The sequence below is a fragment of the Clostridioides sp. ZZV15-6383 genome (genome assembly GCF_020657735.1).
Taxonomy (GTDB): Bacteria; Bacillota; Clostridia; order Peptostreptococcales; family Peptostreptococcaceae; genus Clostridioides; species Clostridioides difficile_D.
This window is the reverse complement of the sequence record NZ_JAGWCV010000006.1, coordinates 1-19269: the sequence shown is the minus strand read 5'-3', so window position 1 is coordinate 19269 and position 19269 is coordinate 1. Positions and strand designations below refer to the sequence as shown.

Genomic DNA, 19269 nt, shown 5'->3' with positions numbered 1-19269 from the left:
TATTTGGTGTAAAGTTATTATTAATGATGTAAAGAATAAATTTATTGATAAGTAGTCTAATATCAGGTTGAAATAGATAACTAGATATGGATAATGTAGATATACAAAGAGAGGTATTGAATAATTATGCAATATCTCTTTTTAATTGATAAATAACTATGAATTACTCATGAAGAAGATTAAATAATAATTTTTAAGATTAAGTATTTGCATATTTTATAGAATAATCATGTATTTACTTTAATAAAATAAAAATAGGTATAAAAAGGTATATAATAAGGTTTTCATATACATTTATGAGTGAAAATTTTGATATAATATATAGATACATGGAATTATGAATGGAATTTATTTAACTTATAGGGGGAGTTAATATGAAAGCAGGAGAAATTGAATTTCTTAGTTATTTAGAGGGGTCAAACAAAAGTTTTGTAGTACCTGTATATCAAAGAAATTATAACTGGAAGAAAGAACAATGCAAAAGATTGTTTGATGATTTAGAGGATATAATAGATTCTGGATTTAGAACTCATTTCTTAGGGTCAGTTGTATCTATATATAGTATGGGAAAAGAATATTTAATAATAGATGGACAACAAAGAGTAACTACTGTGTCAATACTATTGATTGCCATGTGTCAAATAATAAAAGAGTTTGGGGAATCAAAAGGAATTATTACAACAGAAGAACAGATTAAGGAGTGTTATCTTATAAACAAGCACTCAAGAGATAAAGATGGAAAAATAAAGTTAAAACCAATAGCAGAAGATAGAAAAGCGTACTATGAACTATTTGAAGAAGAAATAAATACAGATAGAAATTCTAATATAGTTTCAAATTATTTATATTTTTATAATAGAATAAAAGAAGATAATATATCAATAGATGATTTGTTTGATGCCATACAGAAATTAACTATAGTAGAAATAGAATTAAAAAATGGTGAAGATGACCCTCAATTAATCTTTGAAAGTCTAAATTCAACTGGCTTAGATTTAAGTGAAGCTGATAGAGTAAGAAACTTTGTGTTAATGGGTAAAAATTCTAAATTACAAGAGGAATTTTATAATAATTATTGGTATAAAATCGAAAAAAATACAAGTAATAATGTAAGTAATTTTATAAGAGACTACTTGACTATAAAAGAGAGAAATATACCAAATAAAAATAAAGTATATTTTAGTTTTAAAAGGTATGTATTAGATAATGATATAGATATAGAAATTTTATTAAAAGATTTACTTAAATTTTCTAATTATTATAGAGATATATCTTATTCATGCACTGATGATAATGATGTAAATAAAGTTCTAAAAAGGATAAATAAACTCGAAATATTTGTATCATATCCGTTTATATTAGAATTATTTGATGATTATAATGAAGGTATAATAAATAAAAAAGCACTTGTAGAATCTCTTACTTTAGTGGAATGTTTTATATTAAGAAGAATAGTATGTGATGTACCTCCAAATGCACTTAATAAAGTATTCATGAACTTAGGGAGGGAAATTAAAAAATTTAGTGATTATAAAGAAAACTACTCTAACATACTAAAGTATATTTTTATAAATAAGAAATCTTCTCAAAGATTTCCTACTGATAGTGAATTTTCAAATGCTTTTGAAACTAAGGATATATATAATACTAAGTCAAAAAATAAGTTATATATACTTGAGAGGTTAGAGAACTATAATAACAAAGAAATTGTTGATTTAGAAAATTTAATTAATAATAACACATTAAATATTGAGCATATAATGCCACAAACATTAACAAATAAATGGAAAGAATCGCTAGGAGAGAATTATAAAGAGATACATGATAAATATTTACATACAATTGGAAATTTAACTTTGACAGGATATAATTCAAAATTAAGCAATAAAACATTTGAAGAAAAGAAAGAGATGGAAAGTGGATTTAAAGATAGTAGGCTTTATCTAAACAAGTATATTTCATTTATAGATAAGTGGAATGAAGAAGAAATAAAAAATAGAACTAAGATATTATTAGATAGAGCTGTAGAAATTTGGAAATATCCAAATGTTGCATATGAACCTCCAAGTAACAGTGAAAATATATTTACATTAGAAGATGATGATGTTAATTTTACAAATGAGAGTATAGTATCATTTAGTATATTAGGAGAATCATATAAAGTTAAAAATTGGACAGAATTTTATGAACAAGTTGCTCTTACTTTATATGATTTGGATCCTGTAAGGTTTAATAGTATTATAGAAAAAGCTTATAAAAGAGATTTTATAGATAATAATAAATCTAAAGATATATCTAAATTAAGGAGAGGAGTTAGAATTTCAGAGAATATATATTTAGAAACACATTTAAATACAGAAGCTAAATTAAATATAATGAGATTTTTACTTAATGAGTTTGATATAGAGTTAAATGAAGTAATATTTTCAATAAAATAATGAAATTTACACATTTTGTGTTGGAATAGAATCTTAATTATATTAAAAAATAAAATAGAACCTCTTGATATAGACTTATATATCAAATTTATATCAAGAGGTTGCATTTAGTTAAAATATTGCAAATACTATATAATTAAATTATTAATAAAAATGTTATATAAAGATGAGTATATAACATTTTAAAAAGATTAATAAATTCTACATGATAGATGACTTATTAGTATGAATTAGACGTATTTTTACTATATTGGCTTATAAAACCTTTAGGCATTTTACTTATAAAATATACCACCATAATGCAAGATAAAGGCTTGTCCACTATATTACTAAGAATTCTTGGAAAGAATGCAGCAGTAAATATCTTCTGACCAGACTGAACTAAAAAACCAACCAATAAATCAGCACCACTTCCACTTAAACCACCAAACAATAAAACTGAAATAGGAGTACCAATTAAAGGACAAACAATAGATAAAATTACTCCTGTAATAATAGCTTCTTTATAACCAAAACCTTTTTTCTTAGAAATATATCCAACAATAAGACCAAGAACAATATTTACAAGGGCAAAAGGTATATTTGTAGGACCTGATATAACACCTAAAACTAAGTTTGTACATCCACCAATAAGAGCACCCCAAAAAGGACCTAATACAACAGCCCCAAGCACAGTACCAACTGTATCTAAAAATAATAATGGTATATTTATCATAGATATAACCATACCTAAGACAATGTTAATAACTATACACATTGAAGAAAATGTTATTTTCTTAGTATTCAATTATAATACCTCCTAAAAAAATGTATACATTTATCATAGTATAGATTATAAAAGATTACTAATTGTATATTTCTATATAGAATATTATAAATATAGAACAAATAAATAATATAATTATCAAAATATGTAGTATCATTAAAATTAAGAATAACTAAGGAGATTATTATGAAGAGAAATAGAGAGATTGTAGTAGTATGTCATTGTATATTAAACTGTAACTCTAAAGTAGAGGGGCTGTCAGAATTTAAAGGAGCACAAAATATAGCAATAGATTTAATAAATAAAGGATATGGAATAATTCAACTACCATGTCCAGAAATAATTATGTATGGAATAAATAGGTGGGGGCATGTAAAAGAACAGTTTGACAATTTGTTTTTTAGAGAACAATGTAGGCAAATGTTAATACCTTATGTGAGGCAATTTGATGAATATTTAAAAAATAATTATGATATAAAAAGTATCATTGCAATAGATGGTAGCCCAAGTTGTGGTTATAATAAGACATGTAGTTCTAAAAGTTGGCTTGGTGAATTGAGTGGTTGTAATGAATTGATGAATAAAATAAATGATGTACAAATGGTAGATGGGAGAGGTATTTTTATAGAAGAGTTAGAAAAGCTACTTAAAGAGTATAATTTAGAGATACCTATAGTTGGATTTGATGAGATTAGAGAAAATAAGTAAATGTATAAATATTTATCAAAAAGAGTACATTATAAAATCCTAAGAAAAAACTTTAAGAATATGGAAATAAATCTGCAAAATGTATAATTAAGTTTATAGGTTTAAGAGAAAATAGTTTTGTAAATGATATAAGAAAAATCCTATATTTTGTTGTAAAAATTGTAACTATAAATCTAATGATGATAGAATAAGAGCAACATTAGAATTCGTGAAAAAGAGGTTGTCTCAAAATAGAGAGATAAGCCTCTTTTTTGTTGCTGAAATGATGAAAATACATTTTATTTCATACGAAAAAGAGTGCCTCATGAACTAAAAAGTTCATTTTGAGACACTCACTTTTTCTGTTTATAAATTATAGGTTTTATTTATAACTTTAGATATCCGATATAATTTTAATTTACTTTCTATTGACTAAATATTTAGTGATGTAAATAAATAAGAACTAAATAATTATCATAAATAATAATAAATATTTACTAATTTAAAAATACGTGATAATATAAAAATATAACTAAATATTTACTAAATATAAAAAGAAGATTTATATGGAGGGAGACTATGAACAAACAGATTAAAAGGTTAGAAGAAAAATCAAATCAAATAAGAAAAGAAATATTAGATGTTGTATATAATGCAAAAGCAGGTCATATAGGAGGTGCAATGTCTAGTACTGATATCTTAACAACTCTTTATTACCATGTAATGAATATAAGTCCTGAAAACGCAAAAGATTCAAATAGAGATAGATTCATATTAAGTAAAGGCCATATAGCAGAAGCTCTATACTGTATATTAGCTGATAAAGGCTTTTTTAGTAGAGATAAGTTAAAAAGATATAGCCAATTTAATTCAACACTTATAGGTCATCCAAACAATAAAAATGCAGGAGTAGAGGTTAATACAGGTTCTCTAGGACATGGTCTTTCATTAGCTGTAGGTATGGCCATAGCAGGAAAGCGTGATAAGAAAAGCTACAGAATTTTTACCCTTATGGGAGATGGTGAATTAGCTGAAGGGTCTGTATGGGAAGGAGCTATGGCAGCTAGTCATTATAAGTTAGATAACCTAGTAGCAATTATAGATAGAAATAAATTGCAAATATCAGGAACTACAGAAGAAGTTATGACACTTGAAAATCTTCACGAAAAGTGGCAGAGCTTTGGCTGGGAAGTAGTTCAGGTAGATGGAAATAATATAACAGAATTGGTTGAAGTCTTTGATAAGATACCATTGAAAAAAAATAATCCAACAATGATAATAGCTAATACCATAAAGGGTAAAGGAATATCTTTTATGGAAAATAACATAAAATGGCATCATGGAGTGCTAACAGAGGAGCAATACATAAAAGCAGTTAAAGATTTAAAGGAGGGGAAATAGATGAATAAGATAGCAAACCGTAAAGTAATTTGTGATACTTTAGTGGATATAGCAAAATATGATAAAGATATAATGGTTTTAACTAGTGATTCTAGAGGTTCTGCTTCCATGTCAGAGTTTGCTGAGTTATATCCAGAACAGTTTGTTGAAGTTGGAATAGCAGAGCAAAATTTAGTTGGTATTGCATCGGGATTAGCATCTTGTGGGAAAAAAACCTATGTAGCTTCTCCAGCATGTTTTTTATCAATGAGAAGTATAGAGCAAATAAAAATAGATGTGGCTTATTCTAAAAATAATGTCAAACTTATAGGAATAAGTGGGGGTGTAAGCTATGGGGCTCTAGGAATGACTCATCATTCTCTTCAAGATATAGCAGTAACTAGAGCAATACCAGATATACAAGTACTGCTTCCGGCTGACCGACACGAAACTAAGAAGATGATACAAGAATTGTATAAAAGTGATATTCCAGCCTATATAAGAATAGGAAGAAATCCTGTTGAAGATGTATATGAAAATGAAGATTTTGATTTTAAAATAGGTAGAGCTAATGAATTACATAGTGGAAATGATATAACAGTGATAGCAACTGGTGAAACAGTAAGAATTGCACTAGATGCAGCTATAGAACTTGAAAAACATGGTATTGAATGTAGAGTAATAAATATGCATACAATTAAGCCTTTAGATAAAGAAGCTATAATAAAATCTTCTAAAGAAACGAAGGGAATTATAACAATAGAAGAACACAGTATATATGGTGGATTGGGAGCAGCAGTATCAGAGGTCGTAGTCCAAAATATCCCTATTAAGATGCAAGTGTTAGGAATAGCAGATGAATCTCCTATAGCAGGTAATAGTAAAGAAGTATTTAATTATTATGGACTAAATAGCGAAAATATAGTGAAAATAGCTAAGGAAATGCTATCTAGTGAAAATTAAAGAGGTAAAAATATGGATAAAAAATATATATTAACCATAGACCAGAGTACATCAGGAACCAAGGTACTGATTATAGATAGTAGAGGAATAGTAATAAATAAATTATCTAAGAAACATAACCAATATTATCTTAATAATAGTTGGATAGAACACGACCCTATTGAAATATACAGTAATGTAATCTGCTTATTAAAGGAAATAATCATATCTCATGAATTATGTATAAGGGATATAGCCGGTATTTCTATAACAAATCAAAGAGAAACTGTAGTAGTTTGGGATAAGAATACGGGTAAGCCTGTATATAATGCAATAGTATGGCAATGTAGGAGAACTAGTGATATATGCAAAACTCTAGGTGGATATAAGAATGAAATACAAGAAAAGACTGGTTTGAAATTAGACCCTTATTTTTCAGCTACTAAAGTCAAGTGGATATTAGATAATGTAGATGGAGCTAGAGATAAAGCTGAACGTGGGGATTTATTGCTTGGTAATATTGATTCGTGGTTAGTTTGGAATCTTACTAATAAAAAAAGTCATGCTACAGACTATACTAACGCTAGTAGAACCTTATTACTTAATATAAGAGATTTGAAATGGGACGATTCTTTATTGAACATATTTGGTATACCAAGGAGTATGTTACCCAAAATATATCCATCAGATGAAATATTTGGAGAAACTAATATTGAAGGATATTTTTCGGAAAATATTAAGATTAGTGGAGTAATTGGAGATTCTCAAGGTGCTTTGTTTGGTCAAAGATGTTTTGAAGTAGGTATGGCAAAGTCTACATTTGGTACTGGTAATTCTATAATGATAAATGTGGGTAAAAACTTTATTCCTTCTCAAAATGGAGTTGTATCGACTGTTGGTTATATTACTAAAAATATAATTAACTATGCAGTTGAAGGAATTGTAAATTCTAGCGGAGATACAATCAACTGGATAAAAAATGAACTAGGTCTGTTTTCAGATTTTGAAGAGTTTAATAAAGCTGTCGAAGAAGTTAAAAATAATGAAGGTGTATATTTTATACCAGCATTTGTAGGAATAGGTGTACCATTTTGGAAGCCTGATGCGAGAGCATCTATAGTAGGTATATCTAGGAATACGAATAAAAAGCATATAATGAGAGCTGCTATGGAGTCAATAGCATATCAAGTTAAAGATGCTATTGATATATTAGAATCGGAAAGTAATATAACGATTAAAAATTTAAGTGTTGATGGTGGAGTAACAGTAAATGATATATATAATCAATTTTTAGCAGATTTACTTGATTGTAATATTGCTAAAAATAAAAATGAAGAGTTATCAGCTCTAGGTTCTGCATACTTAGGAGGGATTGGTTTAGGTGTTTGGAATGGTATAGAAGAAATTAAACATTTACCTGAAAATATAAAAAACTATACTTCTAATGTAAGTGAACAAAATAGAGAAAAACTGTATAGAAAATGGAAGAATGCAATGAAAAGTGTATTATACATGACAGAATTAAATAGCTAAAATGTTAATTTATAGGAGAGATAATATGATAGAGTATAAAATAAAGTTAGGAGTTGCACCAACTCGTAGAAATATATTTAGTAAAAAAGAAGCTATAAAGTATAAACAATTAATCAGTAAGAAATTAAAATCCATGAACATAGATTTTGTTGATATAGAGGATATAAATGAAGAGGGTCTGTTATTTAAAGAATCGGATGTAGAGAAGATTGTCGATAAGTTTAAACAAGAAAAAGTAGATGCTTTATTTTTTCCACATTGTAACTTTGGTACTGAAGATTTGGTGGCAAAAGTTGCTCATAAATTACATCTACCAGTTCTTTTATGGGGACCTAGAGATGGAGCTCCACTAGAAGATGGAACAAGACTTAGAGATAGTCAATGTGGTCTATTTGCTACAGGTAAGATACTTAGAAGATTTAAAGTTAAGTTTACATATATACCAAATGCATCTCTAGAAGATGAAGCTTTTGAAAGAGGAGTAAACAATTTTATTGCTGCAGTTAATGTAGTAAAAGAACTTAAAAATTTAAGAATACTTCAAATATCAACTAGACCATTATCTTTTTGGACTATGATGTGTAATGAAGGTGAATTACTTGAGAAGTTTGGAGTGCAAATAAATCCAATTTCTTTATCGGAATTTGTTAACTGTGTAAAAGAGATAGAATCAAAAAATGATGAAAAATTAAAGGAAACAATACAGTTTCTAAGAGAGAATTTAGAAATAAATGTTGAAGATGAGAGTGTAGTTAGGGTAGCAGCACTTAAGTTGGCATTTAACATTTTAACTGAAAAGTATGGATGTAAAGCAGTAGCCATTCAATGTTGGAATGCATTACAAGAGGAGCTTAAGATAATGCCATGTATAGCAAATGCTATTCTTACTGATGAGGGAATACCAGTAGTTTGTGAAACTGATATACATGGAGCGATAACCTCTGTTATAGCTCAATCTGCTGCAATGGGGAAAACACCACCGTTTTTTGCTGATTGGACAGTAGCACATCCAACCAATAAAAATGGAGAATTGCTTCAACATTGTGGATGCTATCCTATATCTTTAACTAAAGAAGGAGAAAAAGCAAAACTTGGAGTTCCTTTTGCTCTTGAAAGTGGATGTGTAGGTTCATCATTTGCAGAGATAAAAGGAGGGGATATATCTTTATTAAGGTTTGATGGAGATAATGGAGAGTATTCTTTGCTGTTAGGACATGCAAAAGGAATAGAAGGACCTTATATACAGGGAACATATCTTTGGGTTGAAGTAGAAAACTTAACAAGATTAGAAGATAAGCTTGTAACTGGTCCATATGTGCACCATTGTGTTGGGATACATCATAATGTATTACCTGCTATTTATGAAGCTTGTAAGTATTTACATGATTTAAATCTAGATTTTTATGATGATGTAGAAGAGGATGTAAAGGCATGGATAAGAGGAGAATAAGATAATATTTATTAAAAATTGAAAAACATTACTAAAATAAAAATATTTACTAAATATTTAGCTTAAGTGTTTATTTTATTTAATTGTTGCCTTATACTATAATTTATGGAGTGTGAATTTAATCATTTAATATAGAAAAGGTAGTGATAAAATGAATAGTAAAACTATAATGCAAGATATAGCTAAATTAGCAGGTGTATCGCCGGGTACTGTTTCAAATGCATTGAACAATAGAAAAGGTGTAGGAAAAGAAACCAAAGAAAGAATAATTAAAATAGCAGAGGAAAAAGGCTATTTTAGAAATCAGAAGAAAAATGAAGATAATGCAATTAGACTAATAGTATTTAAAAAGCATGGCTATGTTGTTTCTGATACTCCTTTTTTCTCTGCACTTATAGAAGGTTGTGAAAGAGAGTGCCGTAATAATGGTTATGAACTCTTAATTTCTCATGTTAGAGATGATGTTAGTTCAAAAGATAATATTGATACAATAATAAGACAAAAAAATGTAGATGGTATTTTATTGTTGGCAACAGAAATGAACGAAGAGGATTTAAGATTTTTTGAAAATTTAAGTATATCTATACCTATAGTTATAGTAGATAGTTACCATGAAACTAAAAGTTCAGACTATGTTTGTATAAACAATGTCAGTGGTGCGTATTCTGCTGTAAAGTATTTTGTTGAAAAGGGACATAAAAAAATAGGTTACTTAGGAAGTTCTAGAAGCATAAAGAACTTTGAATACAGAGCAACTGGATTTGATAAGGCTCTAAATGATTTAAATATAGAACAAAATCAAGAATATAAGTTTTTGTTAGAGCCTACTATAGATGGTGCTTATAATGACATGAAAAAGATAATAGATGAAAAAGTAGAGTTACCAACTGCATTATTTGCATTTAATGACATAATTGCTTTGGGAGCAATGAAGGCAATGAATGAAAAAGGAATAAAAATTCCTGAAGATGTATCCATAATAGGATTTGATGATATAACGTTTAGTGCACTTGCTAACCCTGCTTTAACAACTATTAAGGTACAGACTGTAGAAATGGGGAAAATAGCTGTAAATAGACTTATAGATAAGATTAATAATCAACTTGATTTAAAGTTAAAGATAGAAGTAGAAACAGAATTGATAGAAAGAGATAGTGTTAAATATATTAATAAATAATAGTTTTAATTTTGTTTAAGGCTATTGTTAAGGAGAAGGGGTGTAATTGTGAGTAGGTTAAAAATAGCATCTGACAATAGAACTTTTACTTTGGATAAAGAGCATTTTTTTTATTTAGCAGATACATGTTGGAGTGCATTTACAAATATAGATTTTAATGAGTGGAGGTTTTATCTTGAAAAAAGAAAACAACAAGGATTTAATACTCTTCAAATAAACATTCTTCCTCAATGGGATAGAAGTGCTAAGCATGATGAGTTATTACCATTTGATATAAATGATGATGGAGCTTTCGACTATTCAACTTTGAATAAACTATATTTTGAAAATGCTAAAGAGATGTGTTTATTAGCTAAAGAATATGGATTTCAATTAGCTTTAGTAGTATTGTGGTCAAATTATGTGCCAGGAACGTGGGCAAGTGCGATTATGGATAAAAATATAATACCTCTATCGTTTTTGCCAACTTATTTTGATATAGTAAATAAAACTTTTAATGATATGAACCCTATCTATTTAATTAGTGGAGATACTGATTTTGAAAAAGAAGAAAGTATAGAATATTACAATAAAGCATTAGAATTTTTTAATAAAGTGTCTCCAAACACCTTAAAAACTCTCCATATCAGAGGGAGACTGGAGGAAATACCAGAGATATTAGTAAGTAAAATTGATTTTTATATGTATCAATCAGGACACAATAGTTTATTTACCAGTATGCCTTACTACTTAGCAGAAGTATTTTATAGTAAATATCCATGTAAACCAATCTTAAATTCAGAACCTTGTTATGAGCAGATGGGCTATAGTAGAAAGGTGTATGGCAGATTTAATGACTATGATATAAGAAAGGCAGGATGGCAAAGTGTACTATCTGGAGCTTGTGCTGGATTAACGTATGGAGCTCATGGAATATGGAGTTGGCACACTAATAATTCAATATTTTTTATGGGAATAGGAGAAGCTTTTGATAGTCCTTTATTGTGGCAAAGTGCGCTTCAATTACCAGGTGCTTTTGATTATGGTATGTTAAAGTATCTTCTTGAACAAAATAATTTAAAAAATATTATCCCTAAAAATAATCTTGTTGTTAATGATACAAATGAAATAAGATATGCAACTAATGATGATAAATCATCTGTTATACTATATATACCAATAAATACTAATGTTAAAATAAGTGAAAATTTATCAGAGTATAAATTTTATCTATTTGATTTAGAAACAAAGAATATTCTTAGCCCTTTAATTGAATTTAAAGAAGATAGCACTTTATTTAAAATGCACTCATGTAACAAAGACGTAGTAATTATAGGAAAAAAATAAATATTGTAATAAATTTTGAGAATCCTAAGCAAATGAAATATAGCTTAGGATTTTTTTGTTTAATAAAAAATAAAAATAATTAAGTAAATATTTAGTATAAAAATAATAAATATTTACAAAAATAATTGATTGTGATACTATAAAAATATAAAGAATATTTAGAATTAGAAAGGAGTGAAGATATTAATGTTCTAACAAGTGATGTTAACTTCTTAAAGCATGATTAGATTTAAGACGTATTGACAGTTTGAAAATTATGGCAAATTGATAGAAGTAAATATTTAGTACTAGTTAATATACTTGAACTAAATAATATAAAAATATAAGCTGTATAGGTTGTCTATAATTAACTTGAAATCGTTTTCGAAAATATTAATAAGTAATTCAAAACATGCAAAAGAGAAGTTGATATAGTCATTTATTTGAGATAGAAATTGATTTTATATTAAATGTGGGAGGTTTATTATGTCTACAAAATATTGTGACCTATCTAAAGAGGTAATAGAAGGAGTTGGTGGATTAGAAAACATATCATATGTTACTCACTGTGCAACTAGATTAAGATTCAAGTTAAAAGATATAGGAAAAGCGAATACAGAGAAGCTAAAAAAAAATAATGGTGTAATAACAGTAGTAGAAAGTGGAGGTCAGTATCAAGTAGTCATAGGAAATCATGTTTCTGAAGTATACAATCAACTGGTAAAAGGAACTATGTTTGAAACAAAAGTTGATAATGTAGAAGATAAAGAGAAACCAAAAGAAAAACTTATTGATAGATTCATATCTGCGATATCTGCAATTTTTTCTCCTTTAATGATGGCTCTTTCAGGTGCTGGTATGTTAAAAGCTTTATTAATACTAGGAACTACAATAGGGTTTTTACAAGAAAATAGTGGTACATATATGATTTTATATGCAGCAGCAGACGCAATTTTTAATTTTTTACCTATAGTTTTAGCATTTACATCAGCTAAATATTTTAAGGCAAATCAATTTTTAGCATTTATCATTGGAGCATCATTAGTATATCCTAACATAGTTGGTTTATATAATGAAGGTCAAAGTATAAGTTTTTTAGGATTACCAGTGATTCTAGTAAGTTATACTTCTAGTGTTATACCAGCAATTATTAGTGTATGGGTACTTGCTAAGGTAGAAGCATTTTTAAATAAAATAATACCAAGTATATTAAAAGGTTTTTTAGTTCCACTATTATGTATATCGATTATTGTTCCATTAACATATTTAACTATTGGACCAGTTACAAGTTATGCAGGAGTATATTTAGCTGATGGATATAAATGGGTTATGAGTGTAAATCCTATAATTGCAGGAGGTTTAGTATCTGTAATATGGCCAACAGTAATAATATTTGGATTGCACTGGGGATTTGTACCTATAGTATTAAATAATATAGCTACATATGGTAGAGATACTTTATTTGTAATAACTGGACCTAATAACTTTAGTCAAGCTGGAGCTTGTTTGGGAGTGTTTTTAAAAACAAAAGATAAGGATTTGAAAGCTATAGCAGGACCTGCAGCAGTTTCTGCAGTATTAACGGGAATAACTGAGCCTGCAATATATGGAGTCAATTTAAAATTTAAAAAGCCTTTTATTATTGCAAGTATATTTTCTGGAGTAGCAGGTGCTATAACAGCAGCAGCAGGTACAGGTGTAGGGGCATTTATTGGGACAAGTTTAATTACTTTACCTGCATATATAGGTGTTGGTTTTATTGGTTTCTTGATAGCATGTGCAATTGCTTATGTAGGGTCAGCTGTTACAACTTTCATATGGGGATTTAACGATAGTATGATTTCGGAAGGGTTTACAAATAAAAGTGTTTCAAATTCAAAAAAAGATAGTGTAGTGTTAAAGAGTGGATTGCAAGGAGAATTGGTATCTTTAAAAGATATACCTGACCAGTGTTTTTCAGAAGGAGCTATGGGGCAAGGTATTGCAATAAAGCCAGATAAAGGTGAGTTATATGCACCTGCAGATGGAGAAGTAAAATTTGTTTTTCCTACAAAATATGCTGTAGGATTTGAAACTAGTGAAGGTGTAGAAATATTAATGCACATAGGAATTGATACAGTTGAATTGGAAGGAAAGTACTACGAAATGCATATTAAAGCTGGAGACAAAGTTAAGGCTGGAGATTTGTTAGTTACATTTGATATTGATAAAATTATTGAAGCTGGGTACTCAACAGTAACACCAATTATTGTGACTAACTCATCAGAATTCCAAGATATAATAGTAAGTACTAATGATAAAGCGTTGATGATAGAATCTGATTTATTAACAGTAGTAATCTAAATATGGTTAACTAGAAAGTGAATTATGGTACATAGATTAATAAATATAATATAAGAAATTTCTTAAAGATTATGCTTTAAGTAACATTTAATATTAAATTAAGGGAGATGATATAAAATGAGTAGATTTCCAGAAAATTTTTTATGGGGTGGTGCAGTAGCTGCAAACCAATGTGAAGGTGCATATAATGTAGATGGAAAGGGACTTAGCATACAGGATGTGACTCCAAATGGAATTATGACTCCAAGAACTGAAAAGCCAACAGAAGATAATATGAAATTAGTTGGTATTGATTTTTATAATAGATATAAAGAGGATATTAAATTATTTGCTGAAATGGGATTTAAAGTATTTAGAACATCAATAGCATGGTCTAGAATTTATCCTAAGGGTGATGAACTAGAGCCAAATGAAAAAGGTCTTAAGTTTTATGATGACCTATTTGATGAGTGTAGAAAATATAATATAGAACCATTAGTTACTTTATCTCATTATGAAACACCATTATATTTAGCAGAAAAATATGATGGATGGATAAGTCGTGATTTAATAGATTTTTACTGTAGATATGTAACTACAGTTTTTAAAAGATACAAAGATAAAGTAAAGTACTGGCTTACATTCAATGAAATAAACTCTATAGTACATGAACCATTTTTAAGTGGAGGAATTAATACTCCTAAAGAAAAGTTAACAAAAAATCAAATATATCAAGCTATACACCATGAATTGGTGGCAAGTGCAAAAGCAGTAAAGATGGGGCATGAGATAAATCCTGAATTTAAAATAGGGTGCATGGTGTTATCTATGCCAGTCTATCCATTAACTCCAAATCCTGATGATGTAATTTGTGCAATGGAAAAGGAACACGAAAATTTATTCTTTGCAGATGTTCATGTTAGAGGTAAATACCCAAGTTATTCAAAACGTTACTTTAGAAAAAATAACATACATATAGATATAATGGATGAAGATATTGAGATATTAAAAAATACAGTAGATTTTATATCCTTTAGTTATTATATGAGTATTTGTGAAAGTTCAGATAAGACTATTAAAGGTAGTAAAGGAAACATCATGGGTGGAGCAAAAAACCCAACATTAAAAGAAAGTGAATGGGGATGGCAAATAGACCCGCAAGGTCTTAGGTATGTACTTAATCAATTCTATGATAGATATCAAAAGCCATTGTTTATAGTAGAAAATGGATTGGGAGCTGTTGATGAATTAATAGTAGATGAAAATGGAGAGCATACAGTTAATGATGATTATAGAATAGACTATTTGAGAAATCACTTAAAACAAGTTGCTGAAGCTATTGATGATGGTGTTGATTTGATTGGATATACTACATGGGGATGTATAGATTTAGTAAGTGCGTCAACAGCAGAGCTTAAGAAACGTTATGGATTTATTTATGTAGACCGTAATGATGATGGAAGTGGTACTTTAAATAGATATAAAAAGAAGAGTTTTAATTGGTACAAGAAGGTTATAGAGACAAATGGAGAACATTTATTTGACTAGCTATACAATTGAATAGCTATTCAAAATGTAGTGAAATTGAAGATGTAGGGTAAAAAAGGAGCTGTCACATAACAATTATAAATTGTTATGTGACAGCTTTTTTTAGATAATTTGTAATAGTCATAAGTTTAAACTTAAAAATAAACATGTAAAATGGGTTTCAAAATACGACATGAAGTATTATCATTAAAAAAGTTTTATAAATATAAGCAAAAAGCTAAAAAAGACCTATAAAGTAGCATAGAAAATACCTAATATATCGCTAAAAAATAATATAAAATATACTTAAGTTGAAGCAAAGCTAATATTATTTAGAGGAGGAATATTAAATTGAAATTTAGCAATGGAATGTGGTTAAACAAAGAGAATTACACAGTTTTACATCCTGTTGAACTTTATGATATGTGTATAGAAGAGGTAAAATTAACAGCATATTGTCCGTTTATCAAAGTAAATACAAGAGGAAATACTTTAGATGGAGGAATGTTAACAACAGAAATATCTTCTCCTATGGAAAATATAATTAAGGTCAAAATTACCCATCATGCAGGAGTAAATGAACAATCTTACTTCAAATTAAATGAAAAAACACCAGAGATTAAAATAAAAGAAAATAATGATAACTATGAATTTATATCAGGTAGATTAAAAGCACAAATAGGAAAAGGGGAAGACTGGGGGATTAAGTTTTATAATAATGATAGGTTATTAACTGAAACAAGCAAAACAGGTACTGCTTATATTACAACAGACAAAAAAGAAATTTATATGAGAGAACAATTAGCACTAGGAGTTGGAGAGTTAGTATATGGTTTGGGAGAACGTTTTACCCCTTTTGTAAAAAATGGTCAATCAGTGGATGTTTGGAACCAAGATGGTGGAACTGCAAGTGAACAGTCATATAAAAATATACCGTTTTATTTAACAAATAAGGGCTATGGGGTTTTTGTTAATCATTCTGAAAACGTATCTTTTGAAGTAGGCTCAGAGTCAGTTAGCAAAGTTCAATTTAGTGTAGAAGGTGAATCACTTGAATATTACATAATAGGCGGAAATGACTTAAAAGAGGTTATAAATAATTATACAAATTTAACTGGAAAACCAACACTTCCACCAGCGTGGTCATTTGGTCTTTGGCTAACAACTTCTTTCTGTACAAATTACGATGAAGAAACAGTAATGAGTTTTATAGATGGAATGTTAGAAAGAGATATACCACTTGAAACTTTCCACTTTGATTGTTTCTGGATGAAAGAATTTGAATGGTGTAACTTTGAATGGGATAATAGAGTATTTCCAGAACCAGAAGGAATGTTAAAAAGAATTCATGATAAGGGTATAAAAGTTTGTGTTTGGATAAATCCATATATAGGTCAAAAATCACCTCTATATAAAGAAGGTGCTGAAAAAGGATACTTTGTCAAAACTGGAAATAATAAAATATGGCAATGGGATAGATGGCAAGCAGGTATGGCCTTAGTTGATTTTACTAATCCAGAGGCTTGTAAGTGGTATAAGTCACATCTTGAAAGATTGATTGATATGGGAGTAGATAGTTTTAAAACTGATTTTGGTGAAAGGATACCTGTTCAGGATGAATTTTATGGAATAGATGCACTAAAATACGGTATAAAATACTACGATGAATCAAATCCTAAGAAAATGCATAATTACTATACTTATTTATATAATAAGCTAGTATTTGAACTTTTAGTAGAAAAACTAGGAAATGAACAAGCGTGTGTGTTTGCTAGATCAGCAACAGTTGGAGGACAGAACTTCCCAGTACATTGGGGAGGAGACTGTTTGTCCAATTATTCTTCTATGGCAGAATCATTAAGAGGTGGATTATCTTTAAGTCTTTGTGGATTTGGATATTGGAGTCATGATATAGGAGGATTTGAAGAAGGGTGTACAGCTGATATTTACAAAAGATGGACTCAATTTGGTCTTTTATCATCACATAGTAGATATCATGGAAATGTTGAGTATAAAGTACCTTGGATATATGATGAGGAAGCTGTTGAAGTAACTCGTAAATTTGCTAAGTTAAAAATGAAACTTATGCCTTATCTATTTAAATATGCTATTGAAGCAAAAAATACTGGTATACCTATGATAAGACCTATGGTACTTGAGTATAGTGATGATGAAACTTGTATATACCTAGATCGTCAGTATATGTTTGGTGAAGGTTTATTAGTAGCCCCTGTATTTAGTAATACTGGAGATGTAAGTTATTATTTGCCAGAAGGAAGATGGACAAATTTATTAAATAATAAAGTACTTGAAGGTAGAAGATGGTACAAGGAAAATCATGATTATATGTCACTACCTTTAATGGTTAAAGATAATACCATAATTCCTATAGGATATAATGATAAAAAACCAGATTATGATTACTTAAAGGATTTAGAGATTAACATATTTGAATTAAATGAAAATAATAGAATAGAAACGATACTATATAACTCACTTGGAAAAGAAGTAGGAAAAGTATCTGCAATAAAAATAGGAAATAAAATAAGTGTTCATACAAAGGGAATAAGTGGAGATTATAAAATAGTTCTTAGAAATATTAATGCAACATCTGAAAATGCTAAATGCAAGTACGATTTAGAAATAGGAACAGTAGCACAAGCTAAAGATAGTGAAGTTATATTTACAGTAATGAATAATTTTTAAGTATTTAGAACTAGATAGTATTGTTATAAAATGAGTTGGTATAAATTTATACTAGCTCTAAGATAAGGGGGTTAATTACATGGAAAACAATATGAAGCAACCTATTATAGCAAGTGATAAGCTTTCAGGGAAAGAAAAGGTCGGTTATGCTACAGGGGATTTAGCATGTAACTTAATATTTAGTACAGTTGGAGCATTTTTAATGTATTTTTATACAGATGTATATGGATTAGCTCCAATGGCAGTATCTATGATTTTTTTAGTAGCAAGGATTTGGGATGGTTTGAATGACCCTATAATGGGTGTTATTGTAGATAGAACAAAATCAAAGCATGGTAAATTTAGACCATATCTTTTATACGGTGCATTGCCATTTACATTAATAGCTATTTTATGTTTCACAGTGCCAGATATATCTCCTATGGGTAAATTTGTATATGCATTTGTTACTTATATAGGGCTAGGGATGATATATACGTTAGTAAATGTACCTTATGGAGCATTAACATCAGCAATGACACAAGATTCCACAGAACGTGCAAACCTTTCCGTAGTAAGAATGTTCTTTGCATCAGTAGGAACTCTTATAGTAACTTATGGTGTTCCTAAGTTAAGTACAATATTAGGGGGAGGAAATTTAGCTAAGGGTTATCAACAAGCAATGATAATATATGGTATAGCAGGTGGATTATTACTATTATTCTGTTTCTTCACTACTAAAGAAAGATATAGTGTGGTAAATGAAGATAGTGAAAAAGCTGGGTTTAAGGATATAATAGTTTTACTTAAAAATAACAAGCCATTAGTTATATTGTCATTAATATTCATATTGATTAAAAAATAGCTACGCACACTCGTGACTTTAGTCATGAGTTAGTAGCTAAAATAGTCAGCATATAGGGAAACCTGTATGTAGAGATAGGATAGAACCTATCCAATACTACTTGAATTGCTAAAAACCCCTAAAGCTAACCAAACTAAAACATAAGGATGAAATAAACCTAAGTGTGAAAGTTACGAAAGTAGAAAAAATTGG

General features: G+C 28.7%; 13 protein-coding genes. 12 read left to right on the top strand and 1 reads right to left on the bottom strand.

Annotated features, from left to right (window positions below; genetic code table 11):
* Positions 1-374: 374 nt before the first annotated feature.
* On the top strand, positions 375-2438 hold the full coding sequence (locus KGF42_RS03975) for a DUF262 domain-containing protein (RefSeq protein ID WP_227825805.1): 2064 nt from the start codon (positions 375-377) through the stop codon (positions 2436-2438).
* 220 nt (positions 2439-2658) lie between these two features.
* Here KGF42_RS03975 and KGF42_RS03970 read toward each other — a convergent pair whose 3' ends face one another.
* Entirely contained in the window at positions 2659-3225 is a 567-nt protein-coding gene (locus KGF42_RS03970; protein ID WP_227825804.1) for a CD3073 family putative ECF transporter S component, read from the bottom strand.
* A gap of 165 nt (positions 3226-3390) precedes the next feature.
* Between KGF42_RS03970 and KGF42_RS03965 the strand changes: the two genes are divergently transcribed.
* The 11 genes from KGF42_RS03965 (at position 3391) to KGF42_RS03915 (ending at position 19077) form a co-directional block, all read left to right on the top strand.
* A complete protein-coding gene (locus tag KGF42_RS03965) occupies positions 3391-3912 on the top strand; it encodes a CD3072 family TudS-related putative desulfidase (protein WP_227821808.1) in 522 nt (173 codons plus the stop codon).
* Positions 3913-4470: 558 nt separating this feature from the next.
* Positions 4471-5292 carry a transketolase gene (locus KGF42_RS03960; protein ID WP_227825803.1) on the top strand — a complete coding sequence of 274 codons (822 nt, stop codon included), beginning with the start codon at positions 4471-4473 and terminating at the stop codon, positions 5290-5292.
* Positions 5293-6234: a transketolase C-terminal domain-containing protein gene (locus KGF42_RS03955; protein WP_107594003.1), complete on the top strand. Its 942-nt coding sequence runs from the start codon at positions 5293-5295 to the stop codon at positions 6232-6234.
* Positions 6235-6246: 12 nt separating this feature from the next.
* Positions 6247-7746 (top strand): glycerol kinase GlpK, encoded by a 1500-nt coding sequence (locus KGF42_RS03950; protein ID WP_227825802.1) that lies wholly within the window; start codon positions 6247-6249, stop codon positions 7744-7746.
* A gap of 25 nt (positions 7747-7771) precedes the next feature.
* Complete coding sequence (locus tag KGF42_RS03945; protein WP_107594001.1) at positions 7772-9196, top strand: L-fucose/L-arabinose isomerase family protein; 1425 nt, start codon at positions 7772-7774, stop codon at positions 9194-9196.
* Positions 9197-9347: 151 nt separating this feature from the next.
* Complete coding sequence (locus tag KGF42_RS03940) at positions 9348-10373, top strand: substrate-binding domain-containing protein (protein WP_107594000.1); 1026 nt, start codon at positions 9348-9350, stop codon at positions 10371-10373.
* A 48-nt stretch (positions 10374-10421) separates the two neighbouring features.
* Positions 10422-11699, top strand: a complete 1278-nt coding sequence (locus KGF42_RS03935; protein ID WP_227821812.1) for a DUF4038 domain-containing protein — start codon at positions 10422-10424, stop codon at positions 11697-11699.
* 465 nt (positions 11700-12164) lie between these two features.
* Complete coding sequence (locus KGF42_RS03930; RefSeq protein ID WP_227825801.1) at positions 12165-14021, top strand: beta-glucoside-specific PTS transporter subunit IIABC; 1857 nt, start codon at positions 12165-12167, stop codon at positions 14019-14021.
* Positions 14022-14138: 117 nt separating this feature from the next.
* Positions 14139-15548 (top strand): glycoside hydrolase family 1 protein, encoded by a 1410-nt coding sequence (locus KGF42_RS03925; protein WP_227825800.1) that lies wholly within the window; start codon positions 14139-14141, stop codon positions 15546-15548.
* Positions 15549-15878: 330 nt separating this feature from the next.
* Positions 15879-18233: an alpha-xylosidase gene (gene yicI / locus KGF42_RS03920; protein WP_227825799.1), complete on the top strand. Its 2355-nt coding sequence runs from the start codon at positions 15879-15881 to the stop codon at positions 18231-18233.
* Positions 18234-18312: 79 nt separating this feature from the next.
* Positions 18313-19077, top strand: coding sequence for a glycoside-pentoside-hexuronide (GPH):cation symporter (locus tag KGF42_RS03915; protein WP_054274984.1), 765 nt, complete (start codon positions 18313-18315; stop codon positions 19075-19077).
* Positions 19078-19269 lie beyond the last annotated feature (192 nt).